The 24458-nt window shown below is 45.2% G+C and carries 22 protein-coding genes; 20 read left to right on the forward strand and 2 right to left on the reverse strand.

The window, feature by feature from the left end; translation table 11 throughout:
* The first annotated feature begins 73 nt into the window (after positions 1 to 73).
* The 16 genes from ACWNM1_RS19545 (at position 74) to spoVM (ending at position 17175) form a co-directional block, all read left to right on the forward strand.
* Positions 74 to 1945, forward strand: coding sequence for a bifunctional homocysteine S-methyltransferase/methylenetetrahydrofolate reductase (locus tag ACWNM1_RS19545; protein WP_449602289.1), 1872 nt, complete (start codon positions 74 to 76; stop codon positions 1943 to 1945).
* Positions 1946 to 1983: 38 nt separating this feature from the next.
* Entirely contained in the window at positions 1984 to 2877 is an 894-nt protein-coding gene (locus ACWNM1_RS19550; protein WP_449602290.1) for a YicC/YloC family endoribonuclease, read from the forward strand.
* Between the two features lie 48 nt (positions 2878 to 2925).
* Complete coding sequence (remA, locus tag ACWNM1_RS19555) at positions 2926 to 3186, forward strand: extracellular matrix/biofilm regulator RemA (RefSeq protein ID WP_006209218.1); 261 nt, start codon at positions 2926 to 2928, stop codon at positions 3184 to 3186.
* 19 nt (positions 3187 to 3205) lie between these two features.
* Entirely contained in the window at positions 3206 to 3775 is a 570-nt protein-coding gene (gene gmk, locus ACWNM1_RS19560; RefSeq protein ID WP_449602291.1) for a guanylate kinase, read from the forward strand.
* Between the two features lie 52 nt (positions 3776 to 3827).
* A complete protein-coding gene (gene rpoZ, locus ACWNM1_RS19565; protein ID WP_036686188.1) occupies positions 3828 to 4028 on the forward strand; it encodes a DNA-directed RNA polymerase subunit omega in 201 nt (66 codons plus the stop codon).
* Positions 4029 to 4256: 228 nt separating this feature from the next.
* Positions 4257 to 5492: a bifunctional phosphopantothenoylcysteine decarboxylase/phosphopantothenate--cysteine ligase CoaBC gene (gene coaBC, locus ACWNM1_RS19570; protein ID WP_449602292.1), complete on the forward strand. Its 1236-nt coding sequence runs from the start codon at positions 4257 to 4259 to the stop codon at positions 5490 to 5492.
* Positions 5492 to 8023 carry a primosomal protein N' gene (priA, locus tag ACWNM1_RS19575; protein ID WP_449602293.1) on the forward strand — a complete coding sequence of 844 codons (2532 nt, stop codon included), beginning with the start codon at positions 5492 to 5494 and terminating at the stop codon, positions 8021 to 8023. The genes coaBC and priA overlap by 1 nt, the downstream gene beginning before the upstream one ends.
* Before the next feature lie 84 nt (positions 8024 to 8107).
* Positions 8108 to 8593: a peptide deformylase gene (gene def, locus ACWNM1_RS19580; RefSeq protein WP_042126884.1), complete on the forward strand. Its 486-nt coding sequence runs from the start codon at positions 8108 to 8110 to the stop codon at positions 8591 to 8593.
* Between the two features lie 4 nt (positions 8594 to 8597).
* Complete coding sequence (gene fmt, locus ACWNM1_RS19585; protein ID WP_449602294.1) at positions 8598 to 9533, forward strand: methionyl-tRNA formyltransferase; 936 nt, start codon at positions 8598 to 8600, stop codon at positions 9531 to 9533.
* A 77-nt stretch (positions 9534 to 9610) separates the two neighbouring features.
* Positions 9611 to 11005 carry a 16S rRNA (cytosine(967)-C(5))-methyltransferase RsmB gene (gene rsmB / locus ACWNM1_RS19590; protein ID WP_449602302.1) on the forward strand — a complete coding sequence of 465 codons (1395 nt, stop codon included), beginning with the start codon at positions 9611 to 9613 and terminating at the stop codon, positions 11003 to 11005.
* Between the two features lie 150 nt (positions 11006 to 11155).
* The gene (gene rlmN / locus ACWNM1_RS19595) at positions 11156 to 12196 is read left to right on the forward strand and encodes a 23S rRNA (adenine(2503)-C(2))-methyltransferase RlmN (protein WP_042187390.1); all 1041 of its coding nucleotides are present in this window, start codon (positions 11156 to 11158) and stop codon (positions 12194 to 12196) included.
* Positions 12197 to 12202: 6 nt separating this feature from the next.
* Positions 12203 to 12976: a Stp1/IreP family PP2C-type Ser/Thr phosphatase gene (locus ACWNM1_RS19600; RefSeq protein ID WP_449602295.1), complete on the forward strand. Its 774-nt coding sequence runs from the start codon at positions 12203 to 12205 to the stop codon at positions 12974 to 12976.
* The gene (pknB, locus tag ACWNM1_RS19605) at positions 12976 to 15243 is read left to right on the forward strand and encodes a Stk1 family PASTA domain-containing Ser/Thr kinase (protein WP_449602296.1); all 2268 of its coding nucleotides are present in this window, start codon (positions 12976 to 12978) and stop codon (positions 15241 to 15243) included. Before ACWNM1_RS19600 ends, pknB begins: the two co-directional genes overlap by 1 nt.
* A 100-nt stretch (positions 15244 to 15343) precedes the next feature.
* Complete coding sequence (gene rsgA / locus ACWNM1_RS19610; protein ID WP_449602297.1) at positions 15344 to 16249, forward strand: ribosome small subunit-dependent GTPase A; 906 nt, start codon at positions 15344 to 15346, stop codon at positions 16247 to 16249.
* Between the two features lie 3 nt (positions 16250 to 16252).
* Complete coding sequence (rpe, locus tag ACWNM1_RS19615) at positions 16253 to 16918, forward strand: ribulose-phosphate 3-epimerase (RefSeq protein WP_449602298.1); 666 nt, start codon at positions 16253 to 16255, stop codon at positions 16916 to 16918.
* 176 nt (positions 16919 to 17094) lie between these two features.
* Positions 17095 to 17175, forward strand: a complete 81-nt coding sequence (spoVM, locus tag ACWNM1_RS19620; RefSeq protein WP_020431362.1) for a stage V sporulation protein SpoVM — start codon at positions 17095 to 17097, stop codon at positions 17173 to 17175.
* A gap of 108 nt (positions 17176 to 17283) precedes the next feature.
* Here spoVM and rpmB read toward each other — a convergent pair whose 3' ends face one another.
* Positions 17284 to 17472 (reverse strand): 50S ribosomal protein L28, encoded by a 189-nt coding sequence (gene rpmB, locus ACWNM1_RS19625; protein ID WP_042187400.1) that lies wholly within the window; start codon positions 17470 to 17472, stop codon positions 17284 to 17286.
* A gap of 191 nt (positions 17473 to 17663) precedes the next feature.
* Between rpmB and ACWNM1_RS19630 the strand changes: the two genes are divergently transcribed.
* The 4 genes from ACWNM1_RS19630 to ACWNM1_RS19645 all read left to right on the forward strand — a co-directional run bounded on the left by ACWNM1_RS19630 (position 17664) and on the right by ACWNM1_RS19645 (position 22811).
* Positions 17664 to 19448 carry a DAK2 domain-containing protein gene (locus tag ACWNM1_RS19630; RefSeq protein WP_449602299.1) on the forward strand — a complete coding sequence of 595 codons (1785 nt, stop codon included), beginning with the start codon at positions 17664 to 17666 and terminating at the stop codon, positions 19446 to 19448.
* An 84-nt stretch (positions 19449 to 19532) separates the two neighbouring features.
* Positions 19533 to 20396 carry a DegV family protein gene (locus ACWNM1_RS19635; RefSeq protein ID WP_042187404.1) on the forward strand — a complete coding sequence of 288 codons (864 nt, stop codon included), beginning with the start codon at positions 19533 to 19535 and terminating at the stop codon, positions 20394 to 20396.
* A gap of 9 nt (positions 20397 to 20405) precedes the next feature.
* Positions 20406 to 22457, forward strand: a complete 2052-nt coding sequence (recG, locus tag ACWNM1_RS19640) for an ATP-dependent DNA helicase RecG (protein ID WP_449602300.1) — start codon at positions 20406 to 20408, stop codon at positions 22455 to 22457.
* Positions 22458 to 22523: 66 nt separating this feature from the next.
* A complete protein-coding gene (locus ACWNM1_RS19645) occupies positions 22524 to 22811 on the forward strand; it encodes a stage VI sporulation protein F (protein ID WP_042187408.1) in 288 nt (95 codons plus the stop codon).
* A 529-nt stretch (positions 22812 to 23340) separates the two neighbouring features.
* Here ACWNM1_RS19645 and ACWNM1_RS19650 read toward each other — a convergent pair.
* Positions 23341 to 24201, reverse strand: coding sequence for a YitT family protein (locus tag ACWNM1_RS19650; RefSeq protein WP_449602301.1), 861 nt, complete (start codon positions 24199 to 24201; stop codon positions 23341 to 23343).
* Positions 24202 to 24458 lie beyond the last annotated feature (257 nt).

Genomic DNA, 24458 nt, shown 5'->3' on the forward strand with positions numbered 1-24458 from the left:
TCATCTATAGCGATTTATGTTACATTAGTATGAAACTAACGTAGAACCTAATGTGACAGGGGAGGATCTTGCAGTGAAGCCGGATTTACGTTCCGCATGGGGAAACAAAGTATTGGTCGGAGACGGAGCGATGGGTACCTATTTATATCAGAAGGGTTTCCCTGTCGGCATTTCCTACGAAGAATTAAATTTGACCTCTCCGGGGGTTATCGAAGATGTCCATCGCAGCTATATCGATGCAGGAGCAGTGCTGCTAGAAAGCAACACCTTCTCAGCTAATTTTGACAGGCTGTCCAAATATGGTTTGGAGTCCAAGGTTGAAGAAATTAATCGCGCCGGAGTAAGAATCGCTCGTAAAGCTGCTGGAGATACAGGCTATGTATTAGGTGCTGTGGGGTCTATTCGCGCCGGTAAGCGTGCAAATCTCTCATCGACAGAGTTGAAGAAGTATTTTGCACAGCAGATTACAGCGTTATTAGAAGAAGAAGTAGACGGTATTATGCTAGAAACCTTTTACGATGTCGAGGAACTGCATCTTGCGCTAAGAACAGTACGTAAACATAGTACTCTCCCAGTCATTTGCCAATTTGCTGTGGATGAATCGGCACGTACATTAGATGGCTTGACGTTACCAGAGGCTTTCCGGATCTTAGAAGGTGATGGAGCGGATATCATCGGATTTAACTGTAATACTGGCCCAAACGGGATTAAGAGAGCACTAAAAGCGGTACAAGGCAATCTTATTCTGCCTACCTCGGTCTATCCGAATGCGGGCGTTGCGGATTATGTAGATGGAGAATATCGGTATGGTGCCTCACCGGAATATTTCGGACAAATGGCAGTTACTTTTGCAGAAATGGGTTGCCGAATTATTGGGGGCTGCTGTGGTACTACCCCGCAGCATATTGCTGAAATTTCTTCCGCATTGAAAGATTACGTACCTCAGCCACTTCCAGAACCGACGCTTCCGACTGTAGAGCGTGTATCTTTGCAGGAGCATTTTGGCGAAGATGAGGGAAGTGATGGTCGTGAGCCGAACCTGGTTGATCTAGTAAAGGAACGTCATACGGTTATCGTTGAGCTTGATCCACCTCGTGATTTGGATATCGGCAAGTTCATGAAGGGTGCAGAAGCGTTGAGAAGAGCAGGCGCGGATGCGCTGACACTCGCCGATAACTCACTGGCTGTTACACGGATGAGCAATATGGCTTTGGGCCATTTGGTGCATGCTAAAACTGGACTCCGTCCACTAGTTCATATTGCTTGCCGCGATCGTAATCTGATTGGTACCCAATCACATTTGATGGGTTTTGATGCGCTAGGAATTGATCATGTGTTAGCGGTGACTGGGGATCCAGCGAAATTCGGAGATCTTCCCGGCTCAAGTTCGGTTTACGACTTAACCTCTTTTGAGATTATTCGTATGATTAAGCAGTTGAATGATGGCATTTCCTTCTCAGGTAAACCTTTGAAGCAGAAAGCGAATTTTGTTATCGGTGCTGCCTTTAACCCTAATGTTAAACATTTAGATAAGGCCGTACAGCGACTGGAGAAGAAGATTGCCTCTGGTGCAGATTATATTATGACTCAGCCTGTCTATGATCAGGAGCTTATCGTAAAGATCGCTGAGGCAACTGCACATTTGGATATTCCCGTGTTTATTGGTGTGATGCCACTGGCTAGTGGGCGTAATGCAGAGTTCCTGCATAATGAGGTTCCGGGAATCCAGCTTACGGATGAAGTCCGGAATCGCATGAAGGGACTTGAAGGGGAAGCAGGAAGAGCTGAAGGGGTCGCCATCGCTAAAGAGTTGTTAGATGTTGCTACGGCCCATTTCAATGGGATCTATTTGATGACACCGTTTATGTTCTATGATATGAGTGCACAGTTGATCGAGTATGTATGGGAGAAATCAGGACGTAAATTGTCCCCCTTGTTTCGCTAGTAATAATCAATTACAATAGTGTAATGGATGTGATTCCGTTGTCATTTAGCATGACCGGATACGGTCAATCGTCCCTGCAATTCGGCGGCTACAAGATTATGTTCGAAGTGAAATCGGTGAATCACCGGTACTGCGAAGTTGTACTGCGGATGCCCCGGGATTGGACGGGTTATGAGGATGTGCTGAGAAGAAAGGTTCAGCAGCACGTCAAACGGGGAAGGATAGATGTTACCATCAATAGAGAGCACGATGAGTCGTCTTCCGGACCGGTTCTGAATCGCTCTGCTGTCATGACTTATCTTAAGGCAGCAGAGCAGCTTAAGAACGAGTATGGTTTGTCCGGTGAGTTGACTCTACGTGATATACTTTCTATACCCGGTATTATGGAAAGCAAAGATGAGGCTGCGGGTGCCGTGTCCGCGGCCTTAGAAGACTACTCTGAAATGTTGGAGACGGGACTTGAGCAGAGTTTGCAGTCTTTGCTAGAGATGCGCGCCCGTGAAGGCAGTTTTCTAGCCGCTGATATTGAACAGCGTCTCAATCATCTCGAATCCATGCATGCTGAAATGGTCGAACTTGCACCTGCTGTAATCATTGAATATCGTGACAAGCTTCGTCATCGATTAAATGAGCTAAATGATGGGACGTTCGCTTTTGATGAGCATAAATTCGGGATGGAAATCGCTATTTTTGCAGATCGCTGTAATATTGATGAAGAGTTGACCCGGTTGTATAGTCATTTCGAACAATGCAGAACCCTCCTGAAGGGGAAAGGACCGGTAGGACGCAAGCTGGATTTTCTCATTCAGGAGATGAACCGGGAGACGAATACAATCGGATCGAAATGTAATCATTTAACACTCGTGGGTCTTGTGCTAGACATGAAAGCGGAGCTGGAGAAGATTCGCGAACAAGCGGCAAACATAGAGTAACCGGGAACAGGCAATAGCATAGAACTTTATGGGGGGAACTACCGGAACATGGCAATCAAACTTATCAACATTGGCTTTGGGAATATTGTGTCCGCCAATCGCATTATTTCCATCGTCAGTCCGGAATCTGCACCGATCAAACGTATTATCCAGGAGGCTCGAGATCGACATATGTTGATCGACGCCACCTATGGCCGACGGACTCGTGCCGTAATCATTACAGATAGCGATCATGTCATTCTGTCGGCTGTACAGCCGGAGACTGTAGCGCATCGCTTATCCAGTAAAGATGACGACAACGACGAATAACAACTAAATGGAGTGTATTATGTCAAAAGGATTGCTCATCATATTATCCGGACCTTCCGGCGTAGGTAAAGGTACTGTATGCACTGCGCTACGACCGAAGATGCCCGAACTTATCTACTCAGTTTCTGCTACTACTCGCAGTCCGCGTGCGGGTGAGGAAGACGGCGTGAACTATTTTTTCAAAAGCAAAGAGGAGTTTTCGGCTATGATAGAAGCCGATCAACTGCTTGAATATGCGGAGTACGTAGGTAATTTTTACGGTACTCCACGTGATTTTGTAGAGAGAACTCTCAATAGCGGCAAAGATATTATTCTCGAAATTGAGGTTCAGGGAGCTCTCAAAGTTAAAGAAAAATTTCCTGAAGGTATTTTTGTATTCCTTCTTCCACCTTCTATGGACGAGTTGAAGGACCGCATACGCGGACGGGGTACGGAACATCCAGATGTGATCGATCACCGCATGACTGTAGCGGAGGATGAGATTAATCTAATGCAGCATTATGATTATGCTGTTGTGAATGATGAGATTGATCTGGCCTGTAAGAGAATAGAAAGCATTATTATCGCCGAACATTGTAAAGTTAGATAATGAATGCTGCAAGGCTTAAGGTATTACCAGTAAACTATGAAGAGGTGTCCCTGTGCTATATCCATCAATTGATGAAATGATGACCAAGGTTGACAGTAAGTATTCGCTCGTTGTAGCCGCAGCACGTCGTGCTAGACAATTGCGTGAGGGTGGCAAGACAGATGTGAAGAACCCTAGATCGCATAAATTCGTCGGTGTTGCTCTTGAAGAAATTTACGAAGATCGCATTACGCTTACCCGCGGTGAAGAGTAGTCTCTACCCTATTTAGATATGACCTTTTGTAGAAACGGATACCGCCTATTGTTATTAGGCGATGCCGTTTCTTCTTGGGTTATGGAGCAATAATGGGTCTTTAATGAATGCTGATAGCCCTAGACCGGGCTGTTTCTGACAACCGGAAGGTTGTTATTTTTTTCTCAAAATATAAGAAGTTTAAGAAATAGATCATTCGTTGTAAAAGTAGGGAACAGGGGGGAGATCATGTTGAAGAGCTTGAAGGGGAAGACTATTTTACTTGGGATTACAGGGGGAATTGCCGCTTACAAAGCAGCAGCCCTAACCAGTAAGCTTGTCCAAAAAGGAGCTGAGGTTCATGTCATAATGACAGCTTCGGCAAAGCAGTTCATTACAGAATTAACTCTACAGTCACTGTCTAAGCAACGAGTATATAGCGATACATTCCAGGAACGGGACCCATCCTCCATTTCACATATTGATTTGGCTGATTCGGCGGACCTTGTGATAGTAGCACCAGCAACTGCTAATATTATTGCTAAAATGGCGCACGGAATTGCAGATGATATGTTATCCACAACGTTACTCGCTACTACTGCACCTATAATGGTGGCGCCGGCTATGAATGTTCATATGTATCAACATCCCGCTGTACTTAGCAATTTGGATACCCTCGCTAAACGAGGTATTCAGTTTATTGAGCCTGGAGAAGGTCTGCTGGCATGTGGTTACGTGGGTAAAGGACGTTTAGAGGAACCGGAGACTATTGTAAGTTATGTTGAGGATTTTTTTGCGTTGCAAGAAAGTGTGAAGTCTAGTCCACTCAAGGGTAAAAAGATCGTCATCACAGCTGGTGGAACAGTAGAACGGATTGATCCGGTACGCTATATCTCCAATGATTCCTCCGGTAAGATGGGTTTTGCATTGGCGCGTGCTGCACGTGCTATGGGTGCTGAGGTTACCTTGATTGCTGCGAGAACAGATGAAGCGCCTCCGCAGGACCCGGATATGAATGTCATTCGTGTTCAATCCGCACAAGAGATGTATGATGCGGTTACTGCGCTGTGGAACAGCTGTGATATCATGATCAAGGCGGCTGCTGTATCGGATTACCGACCTAAGCAAAGTGAGCCTTCGAAAATTAAAAAAAGTGGGGATACGCTGACTCTTGAGCTTATAAAAACAACGGATATCCTGGAGACGCTAGGTAAGAACAAAGATAAGCAGTTCTTGATCGGCTTTGCTGCGGAGACAGGGAATACAGAATTTTATGCAAAGGACAAGCTGGTTCGCAAAAACTGCGATCTCATTGTTGCGAACAATGTAGCGGCTGCAGGAGCCGGATTCGGATCGGATACGAATATTGTATCGATTTATGATATAGATGGATTGGTGCTCGAATTGCCACAATTGTCTAAGGATGAGGTCGCTCGCCGTTTGCTGACACTCGTGGCAGAGCGAATTACTGGAGCTTCATTATAATGGATATTGCCAAGGTCATTGTGGATGTGCCTGTACGCAGCACTGACCGGCCATTTGATTATAATATTCCAGAATCATTAAAGTTATGGATTGAAGTGGGCAGCCGAGTAGCGGTCCCATTTGGACACCGTACGGTGCAAGGATTTGTCGTTTCTCTGGAGTCAGGTGAAACAGTAGTGAATCCTGGTCTTAAGGCTATTCAAGAAGTGCTGGATTTGCTTCCGCCTTTATCTCCTGAATTAGTTGAGCTAGCGGACTGGATGAGTAAAAGATATGCATGCAGACGAATTTCAGCCCTGCAAGCGATGCTACCCACTGCTCTAAAAGGGAAGGCAGAACGACTGATATCGCTAGGAGATGTGGAAGAAGAAGCAGCATTTTCTGATGATGCATTATTCCCTATGTTTGCAGATACAGGGAATGAGGAACGACTAATTACTGAGTTTATTGGACGTAATGGCGAAGTTTCCATGAAGCAGCTCACCCGTGCATTTCCGGAGGCTGCGGAGACGGTGAAGTTCATGCTAAGACGTGGAGTTCTTGTAGAGAGCCAATCGATTAAAGATAAAATGGGCAAGAAGAAGCTGAAAGCAGTAGATCTTGCGATAGGGATCACGGCTGCTCGTGAGGCGTTGAATAAATTCCCCAAAAAGTCCGCGCGACAGAAGGAAGTACTTAGCTTTCTGATTGAAAGGGAAGCTACACTCCCAATGGCGCTTAAGGAAGTCTTGTCTGCACTTCAAGTGACGGCTAGTACCGTGAAGGGTTTAGAGGAAAAAGGCTTTATCGAAATCAGTGAAATCGAAGTCTATCGCGACCCTTATCAAGGACGTGATTTTAAGCCTACTACGCCTCTGCCACTTACAGCAGAACAAGAGATTGTATACACACGTATTTCACGAACGCTAGAAGAACAGCTCCATGAAGTTTTTCTGTTACATGGCGTTACGGGGAGCGGTAAGACAGAAATCTATTTACAATGTATCAAACGTTGTTTGGATCAGGGTAGACAGGCCGTAGTGCTTGTCCCAGAAATCGCATTAACGCCGCAGATGGTGGAGCGCTTTAAAGGGCGCTTCGGAAGTGGTGTCGCGGTAATGCATAGCCGATTATCTGTTGGCGAACGTTACGATGAGTGGCGTAAAATCCGTGAAGGCAAGGCTATGGTTGCCGTTGGCGCCCGTTCAGCGGTGTTTGCACCGTTCTCTAACCTAGGTTTGATTATTATGGATGAAGAGCATGAGACCTCATATAAGCAGGAGGAAAATCCGAAATATCATGCCCGTGATGCAGCGATTCGCAGAGCCGAACAGTGTGGGGCAGCCGTGATTTTAGGCTCTGCCACGCCTTCGTTAGAAAGCTATCATGCTGCTAGAGCGCAGAGTGATATTCATTTTTCGCCAGTCCTTCTAGAGATGCCTACCCGCGCGCTTGGTAACGAACTACCGAAGGTAAATGTCGTGGATATGCGGGAAGAGCTTAAAGAAGGTAATCGCTCGATGTTCAGTCGAAAGCTTCATTCTGCATTGGCTGAAAGACTGGAACGTGGAGAACAGACCGTGTTATTGCTTAACCGTAGAGGTTTCTCGACGTTTGTTATGTGCCGGAGTTGCGGATATGTAGCAGGCTGCCCCGAGTGTGATATTTCATTAACGTACCATAGTCGTAGTGACAATTTGCGTTGCCATTATTGTGGTCATGCTGAACCAGCACCTAAGCTTTGTCCAGAGTGTGGAAGTGAGCATATCCGTTTCTTCGGAACGGGGACGCAGCGGGTGGAAGAAGAGCTTGGTAAGTTGTTTCCTGGGATACGGGTGATTCGTATGGACGTGGATACAACGACAGAAAAAGGTTCGCATGAGAAGCTGCTAAATCAATTCAGAGACAAGAAAGCGGATGTTCTGCTAGGCACTCAGATGGTAGCAAAAGGTTTGGATTTTCCTGACGTAACTCTTGTTGGCGTAATTACAGCAGATTCAGCGTTGAACTTGCCCGATTTTCGTGCAGCGGAGAAGACCTTCCAATTGCTTACACAAGTTGCTGGAAGAGCAGGTCGGCATCAACTTCCGGGTGAGGTTGTAGTTCAGTCCTATACACCTGAGCATTATTCTATTATTCATGCTAGCGGGCATGACTATCTCTCCTTTGTAAGGGAAGAGCTGAAGCATCGCAGAGGGCTACATTATCCGCCTTATTGCAGACTGATACTCGTTACATTATCCCATGAGCAGCTACCGCTGCTACTCCGGATGGCAGAGAATTACGCTATGAATCTGCAGGGGAAGGCCAGAAATCTAAGATGGTATGGGAGTCTAGATAAGCTAACCACGGATGTACTAGATCTGTTAGGTCCCGTAGCTTCCCCAATCCCTCGCTTAAAGGGTAGATATAGATTCCAATGTATGATAAAATGGCGCGGCGCCATCGATGTGATAGGGCTTGTTCGACAAGTGGCTGAGGAGTTGGAGGATTCTGTACGGGATACAGGGCTCCAGATCAGCATTGATGTTGATCCGCAAATGTTGATGTAAATCGTTATCATGTTACAATGTAAAAAAAGAGCTAGATCAATAAACTCTAAATATAGAGATGTACAGAACGGGAAGGTGTTTTTAATGGCGATACGTATGATCGTTAAGGAACCGGATGAAGTGTTGCACAAAATAGCAAAAGAAGTAACTGTAGTTACACCTAATGTTAAAAAATTGTTAGATGATATGGCTGATACGATGTATGACGCTGAAGGTGTAGGTCTGGCAGCTCCACAAGTTGGTATTTTGAAGCGCCTAATTGTGGTGGATGCAGATGAAGAGCACGGGCTGATCAAAATGATTAATCCGGAAATCATCGGTACAGAAGGGGAGCAGCTAGGACCTGAAGGATGTCTTAGTATTCCCGGATTGAATGGTGATGTACGACGTGCAGAGACAGTAACCGTACGTGGTCTTAACCGTGAGGGAAAAGAAATTACCATTACCGGCAGTGGTTTACTTGCTCGGGCTTTTCAACATGAGATTGACCATCTGAACGGAGTACTGTTTACCGATATCGCTGAAAAAGTATACGAGATGACAGCTGAACGCAATGAGACTGAGGAGTGAGGATATGAAGATTGTATTCATGGGAACCCCAGCCTTTGCGGTACCAAGCTTGCAAATGCTGATGGATGAAGGCTATGAAGTTGTAGCAGTCGTCACCCAACCAGATCGACCGCAAGGACGTAAAAAGATCTTGGCTCCTTCACCAGTTAAAGAAGCCGCATTATCTCTCGGTTTACCTGTGCTCCAGCCTGAACGGATGCGCAAACCTGAGGCTGTCGCAGAGCTAGCTGCATATGAGCCTGACCTGATTGTTACAGCTGCTTATGGTCAAATTTTGCCTAAAGCTGTATTGGATTTGCCTCGTAATGGTTGTGTGAATGTTCATGGTTCACTACTTCCTAAATACCGGGGTGGCGCACCGATTCAACGTAGTATCATTAACGGTGAGAAGGTTACCGGCGTTACTTTGATGTATATGGCTGAAGGACTTGACACTGGAGATATGATCTCGCGCGTCGAGGTGGCTATCGAGGATGAGGATACTTCCGGCACGATGTTCGAAAAGCTTAGCCTTGCTGGACGTGATCTTTTGAAGTCTGAAATGCCGCGATTAGTAAACGGCCTTGTTCAAGCGGCTCCGCAAGACGACAGTCAAGCGACCTTTGCTCCTAACCTAAATCGTGAGGATGAGCGTTTGGATTGGAACGCTGGCTCACGTGATAACTATAATCGAATTCGTGGATTAGTACCTTTTTCCGGTGCGTTTACGCTTTGGAATGGAGAGACCTTCAAAGTATGGGCTTCAAAAATTCCTGCTGAGCAGAAATCAACTGATAGTGCGCCAGGAACGGTACTTTCGGTCACTGAACATGGTGTCGAGGTTAGGACTGGGGACGGAAGTCTGCTGCTAACTACCGTTCAACCTGCTGGTAAAAAAGCGATGAGTGCTGCGGATTTTAGCCGTGGCGGTGTCATGAAACCAGGGACGGTGCTAGGTTGAGCGCGGGCGGTAACGGTGCGGGCCGATCTGGAGTAAGTCATAACTCTGGCAATAAAAATAGTAACGATCATAAAGCAGTGAGTGGTAAAAAGGGCGGTAGCGGAAATAAAGGTAAAGCTGCTACAGCTTCTGCCCGCGATATCGCTCTCGATATCCTGGTTAAAGTCGAACAACAAGGGGCTTACAGCAACTTATTGCTGAACAGCAGTCTACAGAAATCTGCACTTAGCAGAGAAGATGTTGGACTAGTTACAGAGCTCGTCTATGGTACCATCTCTCGGATGAATACACTTGATTATGTGCTCGAGGAATTTGTTAGCAAAGGGATTGCTAAATTGCAGCCCTGGGTGCGTAATTTACTACGTCTAAGCTTATATCAAATTATGTACCTGGATCGCATACCATCTCATGCAGCTGTAAACGAGGCTGTTAATATAGCTAAGAAAAAGGGCCATCAAGGAATTTCGGGTATGGTTAATGGCGTGCTTCGTAGTGTGCTGCGCGCTGGAGATTTACCGGTAATACCTGATGGATTGAGTCCTGCGAAGCGGATATCTATTCAGTACTCACATCCTGTATGGTTAGTGAAGCGCTGGATTACGGAGTATGGTGTTGACACTACGGAAGCAATTTGCTCTGCTAACAATGAGCCACCCGCTGTCAGTGTACGCGTAAATACTACGATGATCAGCCGTGAAGCCCTGTTGAGTCAGATGATTGAACAAGGTCTGCAAGCTTCTGCTTCTGAAGTAAGTCCTTATGGTATTGTTGTAAAAGGCGGTGGTAATCTGGCTCTTTCATCCTGGTACCGGGATGGATATCTATCTGTTCAGGATGAAAGCTCCATGCTTGTAGCTGAAGCTGTTGCACCTGAGCCTGGAATGAGAGTGCTTGATTGCTGCGCCGCGCCTGGGGGCAAAACGGCCCATATGGGCGAGCTGATGAAAGATGAAGGATCTATTTTTGCTAACGATCTGCATCCACATAAAGCTAAGCTTATCTCGGATCAAGCTGCACGGTTAGGTCTCGAAAGCGTAGTAACAGGCAGTGCAGATGCACTGGAGCTTGAGCATACCTTAGAGCATCATTCCTTCGATAGAATTCTTTTGGACGCGCCTTGCTCTGGGCTTGGTGTAATCCGCCGTAAGCCAGATCTCAAATGGCGTAAGCAGCCTGAGGATGTTGTAAGTGTAGCATCATTGCAGGGTCAGCTGCTGCAGTCGGTTTCTAAACTGTTGAAACCGGGTGGTGTTCTGGTTTATAGTACCTGTACGACTGAACAAACGGAAAATAGTGAGGTTGTAGCTGCTTTTTTGGAGCAAAATCCTGATTTCACTTCTATAACATTTGCTTCCCCGCTGTGGGGGAGATTGGAAGGTACTGCGCTGGCTGTAGGTGAGGGGATTCAGTTATTGCCACATCATTATGGCAGTGATGGGTTCTATATCTCCAAACTTCAAAGAGTGTTGTAATATAGCAAATTTACTGACAATCGTTGTATCTTCCGCCCGCCGGGCTAACGTACGGCGGGCTATTTCTTTTACCGTCTCTGAAATTTGTGTTAAAATAGGAAGAATGAGAAATAATACGCATATCCTTATGAAAGAACAGGTGCTAATATAATGAAACCTTTAATATATGATTTTTCTTTAGAAGAGTTACAGCAGTGGGCGAAAGATAACGGTGAGCCTGCTTTTCGTGGTGGACAGATTTTTGATTGGTTGTATGTAAAACGTGTAAGTGACTTCGAATCCATGAGCAATTTGTCTAAAGGACTTCGTCAGAAGCTGAACGAGCAATTCTCTATTGCAGCACTCACTGAGATTACTAAAATGGAATCGAAAGATGGAACAGTAAAATTCCTGTTTGGATTGCATGATGATCATGCGATCGAGACAGTTATCATGAAACATAATTATGGAAATAGCGTTTGTGTAACAACTCAAGTAGGCTGCCGAATCGGCTGTACCTTCTGCGCCTCTACGCTTGGTGGATTGAAACGTGATTTGACGGCGGGTGAAATTGTAGCTCAGGTTGTACGCTCTCAACAGATCTTGGATGAGCGGGGTGAACGTGTCAGCAGTATTGTTATCATGGGTACTGGTGAGCCGTTTGAGAACTATGATGCAACAATGAGATTCTTGCGTCTTATGATTCATGAGAAAGGTCTAAATATTGGACAACGGCATATTACTGTCTCCACTAGCGGGATTGTGCCGAGCATTTATAAATTTGCAGAAGAAGATACACAAATAAATTTGGCGATTTCGATTCATGCACCTAACGACAAACTGCGTTCGAAGCTAATGCCAGTTAACCGCCGCTTTCCGTTTGATGATGTGATTGAATCTTTACGTTATTATCAAGCAAAGACGGGGCGCCGGGTCAGCTTTGAGTATGCATTGATCGGCGGGGTGAATGATCAGCCGGAGCATGCTGAGGAATTAGCAGGTGTGCTTAAGAACATGCTGTGCCACGTCAATTTGATTCCAGTAAACCACGTGCCAGAGCGGAAATATGTACGAACTTCACGCAATGATATCTTTGAGTTTCAACGTATTTTGGCTGACAACGGCGTGAATGTTACCATTCGCCGTGAGCAAGGCCATGATATCGCGGCCGCATGCGGACAGCTGCGTGCCAAACATATGGAGTTGGGGTGAGGATATTTGATCAGAACAGTTCATGCCAGCGATATTGGCCGAGTGCGCTCTGTCAATGAGGATTCGGTCTGGATCGGCGCGACGCGCCACGGTTATACACTCGGCATAATTGCCGATGGGATGGGTGGACATCAGGCTGGTGAAACCGCGAGCAGGCTTGCTTTGGAGACGATGAGGAATACCCTAGACGGGCTCTTGCCTGAGCTTCAGGACGAAGCACTGCGTGATGCGTTATCAGCTGCTATTTTGGAAGCTAACAGCACTGTCTTCAAGGAGGCTTCCCGCGACGATAAGTACCACAATATGGGTACTACTGTCGTTGCTGCCCTGATGAATGGTTCAAACGGATATATTGGCCATATCGGAGACAGCAGAGCCTATTTAATAAAGGACAGTGCAGCAGTTCAATTAACCGAAGATCACACGCTAGTCAATGAGCTGTTCAAGAACGGTCAGATCAGTGTGGAGGAATTAGATAATCATCCGAGACGGAATGTGCTGACGAGAGCACTTGGAACAGATGCTGAGGTGGTGGTTGATTTAGCACCTGTTACCCTGCTACCTGGGGAACTTTTGCTTCTCTGCAGTGATGGTTTAAGTAATTTTGTTAACAATGAGCATTTGGGCAAGGTAGCGGGAATACATGAGATACCGTTAGAGGAAAGAGCGGACCGCTTACTTCAGTTGGCACTGCTTGCTGGCGGCGGCGATAATATTAGCGTCGCTTTGTTAGAACATCATGGAGAGGCCGCTGTGCCCGAAACAAAGGAGTGGGATTGATGATCGGTCACGAACTGGGCGGCCGTTACCAAGTCATCGAACGGATCGGCGGAGGTGGAATGGCGCTCGTCTATAGAGCACATGACATTCTTTTAAACCGAAACGTCGCCATTAAAGTATTGCGTAATCAATTTGTTCATGACGAGGAATTTATCCGCCGTTTTAGGCGTGAGGCGCAATCAGCTGCATCTTTGTCTCATCCGAATGTGGTTAGTATTTACGATGTAGGACAAGAAGACGAAATTCATTATATTGTCATGGAATATATTGAGGGCAAGAATCTTAATGAAATTATAAAAGAACGAGCGCCATTACAGGTTGACGAGTCCGTAAGGATCGCTTCACAAATCTGTGATGCACTTGATCACGCTCATCAGAATCAAATTATTCATCGGGATATTAAACCACATAATATATTGATCGGGCGCAATGGCCGGGTGAAGGTAACGGATTTCGGTATTGCTCGTGCGGTAACATCTACTACCATTACTCAGACAGGCTCTGTAGTAGGTTCCGTTCATTATTTCTCACCAGAGCATGCTAAAGGTGTCTCAACAGGCGAGAAATCCGACCTGTATTCATTAGGGATTGTACTCTATCAAATGCTTACCGGAAGTCTTCCATTCTTAGGGGAGAGTCCGATTAGCGTAGCTCTAAAGCATCTGCAAGAAGAGTTTGAAGAGCCAAGGCTCATAAACCCACTTATTCCGCAAAGCGTTGAGAATGTAATTCTAAGATCGATGCGTAAAAATCCGGAAGAGCGTTATCAGTCTGCAAAGCAAATGCTGCAGGATTTAGAAACCTGCTTGTTGCCTGAGCGCCGTAGTGAAGCAAAAGTTCTTTTTAACGATGAGGAAGACGAGGATCGAACGCGGGTAATACCAGCGATTAAACCGATCCAAAGAAGCAATGGAAATCGTAATCATCGCCACGATCGGATGGATAATGATGAAGATGATGATGACGATCCGGTACCTGTGAAAAAAGGTAAAAAACAATGGACTAAACCTGCATTATGGATTGGTTTAACTTTAGTGTTACTACTGGCTATGGCCAGTCTCGTGTGGTACGTTAAATCCCAATTAGTTGTTCCTGAGGTATCGGTTCCTTATGTGGTCGGTAAACAGCTGGAACAAGCGAAGACTGAACTTGAGGATTTGGGGCTTGAGGTTGCTGATCCTATACTGTATGACTACAGTCCGAATTTCGAAGAGAATGTGGTCATGAAGCAAAGTAGGGAAAAGGACGCCAAAGTGAAAAAGGGAGCCTCCCTAATACTAACTGTGAATACGGCGAAACCATTAACTAAGATGCCAGATGTAACCAATTACACTTTCGACGAAGCGGTTAAAGCGCTAATGGCAAAGGGTGTACCCCAGAATCAAATTAAGAATGAACCTCTCTTCGATGAAAATACGGCGGTGGGTAAGGTTGTAAAATCTGACCCAGCCTTTGACAGCGAGTTTGATCCAGAGACGGTTTCAATCACCCTCTACGTTAGCAAAGGAGAAGAAAGTGTCACGATGCCAGACCTCATCGGTAAGACAGAGAGTGAAGCTAAGGCACTTTTGGAAGAATCCAAACTGGTCCTCGGAGATGTAAAGGAAGAATCCAGCTTCACAGTTGATGAAGGTAAGGTAACGAAAACTTGGGCTTATGAGAAAGGTACCTCTGTTCCACCTGGAACAGCGATTACGATTTACTTAAGTACAGGTTATCCACCTGAAGCCCTGAATTATACCTTTAATGTACCAGTAGCTCCTGCACAGGATGGAAAGAAGAGCAAGATTCGAATTGAATTCGTTGATGCGCGCAACAATGGTGAAAAACAAGATTGGGGAACGCGTACCATTGGAAAGAGCCAAGTGCTGTCCGTTAATCTAGTGCTTGCTCCGAATAAAGATGGTTCTGTTATTGTTACCCGAGATGGTGTGCTTTTAGACACTTATGTGATCCCATATATTGATGCGAAGAATGGCACGGTACAAGAACCTGAACCACCGACGGTTCCCACTCCGCAGCCGACTCAGACACCGATAGATCCTACACCTACTGCTGAACCGACCGTTGAGCCTGAGATCCTGCCTCCAAGTTCAGACAACGAAGGTTCTACTAATACTGGATCAGTCAATCAGACGGGATTCCTTACTAACAATTCGGTGAATAATGAATCGACCAATAGTGATAACAACAAGAACAGTAATAAAAATGATGACAAGCATAATAATAAAAAGAAAGACAAATCTAAAGATAAAAGCGATAACTAATCAGGGCAGAAGTGCTTGAATAGTTGTGGCAGCGAAGTGACCCGGGGATTTTCAAACTTGGGTCATTTTCGCAAAATCAGGAGAGGAAGGCTCACTATGTATGCCTGAAGGAATAATAGTAAAGGCGTTAAGCGGATATTATTACGTAAAACCGCTTCGCGAAGGATTAATTGCAACAGAGGAAGACTCAGTTCAATGCAGAGGCCGAGGCATACTTAAGAAAAAGGGGATCGCTCCTCTTGTAGGTGACCGCGTGATCTATATGCTGACTGAGCATGGTGAAGGGATGGTGGATGAGCTTCTCCCTAGAGAATCTGAATTAATTCGTCCACCTGTAGCGAATGTAAGCCTTGCCGTTCTATTATTTTCTGTGCGGGAACCTGATATGAACCTGAATCTATTGGACAAGTTCCTAGTTCATATTGAGCACTCGGGACTGGAACCCTTAATAGTTCTGACCAAACAGGATTTGGCTAATGATAATGGTGAAGCCACTAAGTATGTTAAAGAGCTCTATGAAGATATTGGTTATGAAGTGATGGTTACAAGCTCAATCACAGGAGCTGGCAGTGATGAACTAAGAGAGCGGCTTACTGATGGTATTAGTGTATTTGCCGGACAATCTGGGGTAGGAAAGTCGACCTTATTGAATCGTATTGTACCAGGACTTAAACTGGAGACAGGTGAGATCAGCTTACGTCTGGGCCGTGGTCGTCATACTACCCGCCATGTAGAATTGATGGATATTGGCGGGGGCGGCTTTGTAGCGGATACCCCTGGTTTTAGTCAGCTTGATTTTCTTGAGCTTGGGGTTGAAGAGCTTTCTACTTGTTTCCGTGAATTTGCAAACTATGCTGGGGATTGTAAATTCCGTGGTTGTAGTCATCAGCATGAACCAGGCTGTCGAGTTATTGAGGCATGGAAAGCTGGAAATATCGCTGATAGCCGGTATGAACATTACAAATTATTTTTTAATGAAATGAAAGATAAAAAGCGGAGGTACTAAGTCATGATACGAATAGCACCATCTATATTGTCTGCCGATTTCGCAAGTTTAGGTTCAGAGGTTGCAGAAGCTGAGGTCAGTGGCGGGGATTGGATCCATGTGGATGTAATGGACGGGCATTTTGTGCCGAATATAACGCTTGGTCCACCAATCGTAAAAGCAGTCTCGTTACATACCAAGCTTCCACTTGACGTTCACTTAATGATTGAGTCTCCAGAACGTTATATTTCTGATTTTGCCGCCGCAGGCGCTAGTGTGATTACTGTCCACGCTGAGGCTTGCGTTCATTTACACCGTGTGGTGCATCAGATCAAGGAATTGGGTCTTAAGGCAGGAGTAGCTATTAATCCGGGCACTCCGGCATCAGCGGTGCTTGAGGTGCTTGAGGATGTGGATATGGTTCTCGTGATGACCGTTAATCCTGGCTTTGGAGGTCAAGCGTTCATTCCTAACACTTTACGTAAAATTACTCAAATTAGAGAATGGGCGAATGAAGTTAATCCCGATTTACTTATTGAAGTCGATGGTGGTGTTTCGGAAGCCACAGCGCCATTGGTTGTTAGTGCAGGGGCAGATGTTTTGGTTGCTGGAAATGCAGTTTTTGGCCGGAGTGACCGTGCTGCAGCGATCCTTGAAATTAGAGAAGCAGCGGAAGCGGCACTTCGTTAAAAAAATAGGCTATTACGACTAAAGGTATAGGCCAAGTCCTTGACGCATAAATATGGTTACATGAGCAGAAATCTCATGTAGCCTTTTTTGTTTTGGCAGGGAGGACTGCAGTACGTTACCGTTAGAACAAGAAGAAAGTCTCCTGCGTACGGCATGAATTGATGGGAGGGTAAACCATGAAATTTTACACGTTTAAGCTGCCAAGGTTTTTGGGAGGTTTTGTTAAAGCGATTTTGAACACATTTCAGAAGAGTTGATCTTGGGCTTGGAACAGAAAAGAAAACATGAAAAAAAGCACCTTACAAATGTAAAGGGTGCTTTTTGCTTCATATGAGTGATCGCTCGGTCTTTAAAATTGCAAAAGACTAAACGCGTTCAACTTTACCGGCTTTCAAAGCACGGGTGCTGACGTACACGCGTTTTGGTTTACCGTTCACGAGGATACGGACCTTCTGAACGTTAACTCCCCAAGTACGACGGTTGCGGTTATTGGCGTGAGACACGTTGTTACCGCTGCTCGGTTTCTTGCCTGTTACTGCACATTTGCGGGACATAGATTACACCTCCTTATTCCTAACACCTGCATAAAACAATACTTATCTATAATATCACAGCAAATTTTGCTACGTCAACCGATTCAAAAACATTTATTTCTTTTAATACTTATAGTACAATGTAAATTAGTGCATTATGTCCTGTTAATCATAGAATGATTAGGCATGAAGTTAGGAAGGGGAATTCTCAATTGAGTAAGCGTTCTATAAACGGAACAGATTTTACCGCTATGGTATTGGCTGGAGCGGATAAGCTGCAACAGCATGCAGAACACGTCAATTCCCTAAATGTTTTTCCGGTTCCAGACGGAGATACCGGAACTAACATGAATTTGACGATGACCGCAGGTTCGAATGAATTGAAGAAAAATAATACAACGTCTGTCGGTCAATGTGCAGGTGTACTCTCTAAGGGCTTGTTAATGGGCGCACGGGGGAACTCCGGTGTTATTTTATCTCAATTGTTCAGAGGATTTAGCAGATCAGCAGCGCAACATGATGAGCTAAACGCACAGCAATTTGCTGCTGCACTGCAAAGTGGAGTGGACGCAGCCTATAAAGCAGTTGTAAAGCCTGTAGAAGGAACTATTCTTACAGTGGCTAAAGAGGCTGCAAGACATGCTGTCTATTATGCTCGCCGAACTACAGATGTTACAGAGCTCATGACAGAGGTGTTGGCCAAAGCAAAGGAAGCCTTAGCCTATACGCCGGAACAATTGCCTGTCTTGAAGCAAGTCGGTGTCGTAGACTCTGGCGGTCAAGGACTGGTCTATATTTATGAAGGGTTTCACCAGCATCTGACGAGCGGAAGCTCCGGTGTGTCTCAACCTGTAAAAGGACAACCTCAGGCACCAGTCGTGTCAACACCGGTACCGGTGTTAAAGAAACCTGAAAGTGAACTGTCTTCTGTACAGTCTTCTGCACAATCACAGCTTTCTACAGAGGACATAGAATTTCTATATGATATGGAGTTCTTCATTAATCGCCAGTTAGGTGGTAACGTGAGAACGGATTTTGATGAGGAAACCTTTAGGAAAGCGTTGTCAGTAAATGGTGATTCCATTATTGTAATTTCGGATGATGAAACCATTAAAGTGCATGTGCATTCCAAGGCTCCTGGTGAAGTTTTGAATCTGGCACTTCTCTATGGGGAAATTACGCAGATTCATATTCTCAATATGCGTGAGCAACACCGTGACTTGCTAACTGCAGGGATGGATATTGCACCTATGCCGGATGTTTTCGCTGATATGCCGGATGAACAGAGCCGGGTACAATCAGCTCCAGCCGAACCACCAGCAGATGATTTGGCACCTTACGGATTCATCGCAGTATCATCAGGCGCTGGGATTGCAGATATTTTCAAAAGCCTCGGTGTGGATGTTGTCTTAGCTGGAGGTCAGACTATGAACCCTAGCACAGAGGATTTCGTGAACGCGATTTCTTCTATATCTGCGAAGCATGTATACATTCTCCCGAATAACTCCAATATTGTTCTTGCCGCTCAGCAGGCTAAAGATCTCTTGGAGGGCGAACGTGAGATTACAGTTATTCCAAGTAAAAGCATTCCTCAAGGAATCGCTGCAGCCTTTGCGTTCCAAGAAGAGGATTCTGTGGAGACTAATTCTGGGAACATGCTAGAAGCAATCTCACAGGTCAAGTCGGGACAAGTAACAAATGCTGTCCGTGATACAAGCTTTGATGATCTGGAGATTAAATCCGGGCAATTTATCGGAATTTCAAACTCCAAAATTGTCGCTGCCGCAGATGATCTGTTAGCTGCAAGTCAGGCGCTACTGTCCAACATGCTTGAGAATGGCGATGAAATCGTTACGATCCTTATTGGAGCAGAAACTGATTCTGAGGTCACAGATTCCTTAAGCGAGTGGCTGGAAGAGACTTACCCGAATGTGGAAGTAGAGATTCATGAGGGTGGCCAACCCCTTTATTATTATCTTTTCTCCGTAGAGCCATAGATAGATGCTGAGGGTTCTATAACAATTCAGGAGCAACTTGCTAATTACGTAGTTGGCAAAATTATAGTATGGGGGAGATAATCCATGAATCGTACCATTATCGTCACCGACAGCACATCTGATATCCCGCCAGCAATGGCGGAAACGTATGGCATTGAGGTCGTCCCTTTGACCTTGATGTTCGGCGAAGAGGCTTTCCGGGACAATCTGGATATGACGCCGGAGCAGTTCTATGAGCGACTTCCCCGCTCGTCACAGTTGCCGACTACTTCTCAGCCCTCACCGGTTGAATACATGAATGTGTATCGAGATATTTTGGAACGTTACCCGGGAAGTCCTATCCTTTCGTTTCATATTTCTTCTGGATTAAGCGGTACGTACCAATCAGCACTATTGGCTAAATCGATGTTGGAGGAGGAGGGAGAAGGGATCACTGTAGTAGATTCTCTCTCCGCTTCTTACGGTTTTGGATTTATGGTGGTGGAAGCCGCCAGATTGGCTGCTGAAGATAAGAGTCCCGAAGCGATTCTTGAAGCTGTAGAAAGTCTGCGCCAATCTCGTAAGCTTTACTTCTTGGTAGATACGCTTGAATATTTACAAAAAGGCGGGAGAATCGGAAAGGCCTCGGCCATTCTGGGAACGCTTCTTAATATTAAGCCAATCCTGTCTATTGATGCAGAAGGAATAATATATGCGGTGGAGAAAGTTAGAGGCCGTAAGAAGGCTATTGCCCGTATGATTGAATTATTTAAGAAGGATATTCAAGGTGTAGACAAAATCAATGTGGCCGTGGGTCATACGGCTGAACCGGCTTCCGGTGAAGAGTTCCTGAAAGAGCTGTCAGGACATTTTACACTAGAAGAGAAAGTGCTGACGAACGTCGGCCCTGTCGTGGGCAGCCATGTCGGAAACGGTACGTTAGCTGTATTCATTTGGCCTGCAAAATGAGGGATGAATATGACACTGTCATTAAATCAAATTGAAGTAAAAAACATAACTGGCGTGAGTGCTCAAAAGCAAAGCGAGCTTCACGCCTTTGGCGTCTTTACAGTAAAGGATTTGTTAGAGTATTATCCGTTCCGTTATGAGGATTATCGCCCACGCTCGCTGAGTGAAACTAAACATGGGGATAAAGTGACTACAGAGGCTAAAGTGATCGGTATCCCCGTACTGCAACGTTTTGGAGGCAAGTCACGACTGAGTTGTAAAATGGTTGCGGAGCCTTGGATGTTCACAGCTACATGGTTTAATCGTCATTACGTGCGTGAGCAGCTTACTGTGGGACGAGAAATTGTAATCACAGGTAAATGGGATCAGAAGCGAAATCAAATTACAGTGACGGATTTTGAATTTCCCGATCGTGGGGAAGGGAAGACAGGGACTCTACAGCCGGTCTATTCCATCGGTGGAAAGATCACGCAGTCGTGGATCAGGAAAAGTATTAATCAGGCGCTTCAACAGTATGGAGATTTAATTCCCGAGATACTACCACATTCTATTATGCGCCAATATGATTTTATGCCCCGTAAACGGGCGATTGCTACCATTCATAGGCCAGAGGATACACGTGAAGGACAACAGGGACGCCGCAGGATGGTGTATGAGGAATTGTTTCTGTTCCAGTTGAAGATGCAGGCATTCCGGGTACTCAATCGCGGTAGGATGGACGGTGTAGTCCATACCGTAGATAACGCAACCGTTCGTCAGTTTGTTCGCAGCTTACCTTTTGAGCTTACAGATGCTCAAAAACGAGTGGAGCTGGAGATCTTACATGATCTGCGATCACCATATTGCATGAATCGACTGCTTCAAGGTGATGTGGGTTCCGGCAAAACTGTACTAGCTGCCGTCGCGCTTTTTGCTACCGTACGATCTGGTTTTCAGGGTGCGCTTATGGTGCCCACTGAGATTTTAGCAGAGCAGCATATGCGTTCACTTACGAAGATGTTTGAGCCGTTTGGAATTACGGTTGGTCTGTTAACAGGGAGTGTAACTGGACGGAAACGTAAAGAATTGTTAGCCTCACTACAAATGGGGATGCTCGATATTGTTGTAGGGACGCATGCATTGATTCAGGAGGATGTATTTTTCCGCGATCTGGGTCTTGTAGTTACGGACGAGCAGCATCGGTTTGGTGTAAACCAGCGAGGTGTATTGCGGCGTAAAGGATATAATCCGGATGTACTTACGATGACTGCAACACCTATTCCACGTACACTTGCGATCTCAGTTTTTGGAGATATGGATGTATCCACGCTGTCGGAAAGACCAAAAGGCCGAGTGCCAATAACCAGTTATTGGGTCAAGCATGATCTTATGGATCGTGTCCTGAATCTGATTAAGCGTGAAATAGAGCTGGGACGTCAGGCTTATCTGATCTGTCCGCTCATTGAAGAATCGGAGAAACTGGATGTACAGAATGCTATAGATTTACATATTCAGATGAGCCAAGCTTTTCCTAACTATAAAGTTGGGCTTTTGCATGGAAAGATGTCTCCAGCTGAAAAAGATGAAGTGATGCGAGCATTTTACAACAATGAACTGCAACTCTTAGTATCCACAACGGTTGTAGAGGTGGGTGTAGACGTTCCTAATGCCACGTTGATGATTATTATGGATGCAGACCGGTTCGGATTATCACAGCTGCACCAGCTTCGTGGACGGGTTGGTAGAGGTCAGCATGCCTCTTATTGTGTACTAGTGGCTGATCCGAAATCTGAAATTGGGCGTGAACGAATGACTGCCATGACGGACACCGATGATGGATTTGAGATTTCGCGAAGAGATTTGGAGCTACGTGGTCCAGGTGATTTTTTTGGAACCAAGCAGAGTGGATTACCGGAGTTTCGTTTGGCGGATATGACGGCTGACTTTGAAGTGCTGGAGCAGGCGCGTGATGATGTGGCAGAGCTGCTTAAGGATGAGAAGTTCTGGACATCTCCTGAATATGCACCTCTTCGGCATTATTTACAAGGCGAGCAAATTTTCCAAGGGGAATTAATTGACTAAGTAGGCACATCTAGCTCCTAAGCCTCATATACTGTGAAAGATTGGATATGACGGGAGGTGCTACACTTGGGTTATCAACAATTCGGAATTAGCCCTCAGCTCGTGGAACGCATCAAGCTGAAGATGAAAAACGCGACTGTCAAAGATCGTATTAAAAATATGATTAACGGCGTCTCGAAACAAGAGCTACAGGACACGGCAGTTGTTCGCAGGTTGGTACGGAATGCGTCAGGTGTACTAAATGAGAAATTGACCTCGACGCAGGAAGACCAAATTGTGAAATTTATTATCGCTCAGAAAATTGATCCAAACAACACCTTCCACTTGATCCGTTTGTGGGGAATGTTTCGTTAGGAAAGTGTGCTAGCTCAAGAAGTAGAAGCTGTCTCCAAAGTAGTGAATACTACTTGGTTGCAGCTTCTTTTTTTGTGAATCAAGAATGAATTCTAGGGAAAAGCAGACAAACTAACACTGGCTCATTAACGTTGATTAATGAACGCCGACTGACGAATGTAGACTAACCAATAATTTTCCGGTGAAAATCCTGCAATAGTACATCTTTAGATGATACGAGGAGGGTTAAAGTATTAATTCCTGCAAATCTGCAGGAATTCTTGCATGGGAAGAAGCTTTCGAGCCATAAATGAGGATATTCCTGTACATTTGCAGAAATTGGGCTTAAAGGAGTGGATATCTGAGTCAAAAGATGTACTTTTGCAGGATTTCGCTATTCCAGCGAAAGAACCCCGGTTGATAACGTAAAAGTAGCGCTCCCCCCATACACGGGAGAAACGCTATTTATCTGACGTGGAAAAAAAGTTACCTTCAAACTAAAGAAGACGTAATCATCCTACTCACCATACTCATCATTCTGCCCTATTAGTTAGGATGGCAGGTTACTCAATCTTTGATCACTGGCAGCTGATTTGAGCACAATTTGGCTGTCAGGATCACAATTAAGAACGATGGTCCGCAATTGATGTTCTTCCATTTTGTTGATGAGACAAAACAATGTGCTCAGCTCTCCATTTTGCCCGGAGCCTTCAGCAAGCCCAACTTCTCGATTTAATGAGTTTTCGAGCGTTTTCTGGATATCCATGCAACATTTGCTGGTAATCCATGCAGCGCGTGAATCGGATAACCCTCGGAGTGAGAATCTCACACCTTCGAAGGCCAATAAGTAAGCAATAATGGAGTACATGGCTTGCTCCCAGCCAAATAGTGTGCCTGCTATAAGCAAAATAGCACAGTTCAGAATCATGATGACGACTTCGGTTGACTTTGGCGGTCCACCACTCAGAAGTGAATATCCTTGATCACTTGCATGTTTGTTCACACCACCGAATCGGACAGATATACCGATACCGAGTCCTAAACAGATGCCACCTGCCATAGCAGCAGGTAAAGGATCACTAATCACTGCAGGGAAACGGTGTAGAGCAAGAGAAGCGATGGTCAGGCAAGCTAATCCTAGAACGGTATACAGAGCAAAGCGAAGATTCACTTGCTTTCGAGACATGAATATAAAAGGTAGATTGAATAGAAAAAGAAACAATCCCAGCCGCATTTCAGTGGTATGAGCGAATAATGCCGATAAACCTGTGATTCCACCAACTACAAGCCCATGTGGTATGAGAAATAATTCTAATCCTACTGCGGCAAGTAGTGCTCCTGCAATAACGGTTAGAACTCGGATTACTGAACTTTTACGTAGTTGTTTATGTTGTGTTGTCTTAGTCTGCAATGTTTTTCCTCCTTTAGCAGGGGAAACAACTTTATTCATTTTCGTAGGGAGCGACAGCTTTTTGGGATAATTTTGCAACATGTCGCTTCTTTAATTTATATAATGCATCCAATACTTTATAGAACTATTTTGATTCCTATCTAGATGCAAGTTTGCATAATAAATTTTTACCGATTCCCGGTAAATCCTATTCTCTATAATCCATGAAATTCTAACCTGAATTTAGGTGTCTTATAATTATTTCGCTTTCTTCGAAT

It is taken from the genome of Paenibacillus sp. Marseille-Q9583 (assembly GCF_976954365.1).

Coding starts and splice junctions, on each gene's coding strand:
- remA (WP_006209218.1), top strand. CDS start 2,926: ATGGCAATCAAACTTATCAACATTGGCTTTGGGAATATTGTGTCCGCC.
- gmk (WP_449602291.1), top strand. CDS start 3,206: ATGTCAAAAGGATTGCTCATCATATTATCCGGACCTTCCGGCGTAGGT.
- coaBC (WP_449602292.1), top strand. CDS start 4,257: ATGTTGAAGAGCTTGAAGGGGAAGACTATTTTACTTGGGATTACAGGG.
- priA (WP_449602293.1), top strand. CDS start 5,492: ATGGATATTGCCAAGGTCATTGTGGATGTGCCTGTACGCAGCACTGAC.
- def (WP_042126884.1), top strand. CDS start 8,108: ATGGCGATACGTATGATCGTTAAGGAACCGGATGAAGTGTTGCACAAA.
- fmt (WP_449602294.1), top strand. CDS start 8,598: ATGAAGATTGTATTCATGGGAACCCCAGCCTTTGCGGTACCAAGCTTG.
- rlmN (WP_042187390.1), top strand. CDS start 11,156: ATGAAACCTTTAATATATGATTTTTCTTTAGAAGAGTTACAGCAGTGG.
- pknB (WP_449602296.1), top strand. CDS start 12,976: ATGATCGGTCACGAACTGGGCGGCCGTTACCAAGTCATCGAACGGATC.
- rsgA (WP_449602297.1), top strand. CDS start 15,344: ATGCCTGAAGGAATAATAGTAAAGGCGTTAAGCGGATATTATTACGTA.
- rpe (WP_449602298.1), top strand. CDS start 16,253: ATGATACGAATAGCACCATCTATATTGTCTGCCGATTTCGCAAGTTTA.
- spoVM (WP_020431362.1), top strand. CDS start 17,095: ATGAAATTTTACACGTTTAAGCTGCCAAGGTTTTTGGGAGGTTTTGTT.
- rpmB (WP_042187400.1), bottom strand. CDS start 17,472: ATGTCCCGCAAATGTGCAGTAACAGGCAAGAAACCGAGCAGCGGTAAC.
- ACWNM1_RS19635 (WP_042187404.1), top strand. CDS start 19,533: ATGAATCGTACCATTATCGTCACCGACAGCACATCTGATATCCCGCCA.
- recG (WP_449602300.1), top strand. CDS start 20,406: ATGACACTGTCATTAAATCAAATTGAAGTAAAAAACATAACTGGCGTG.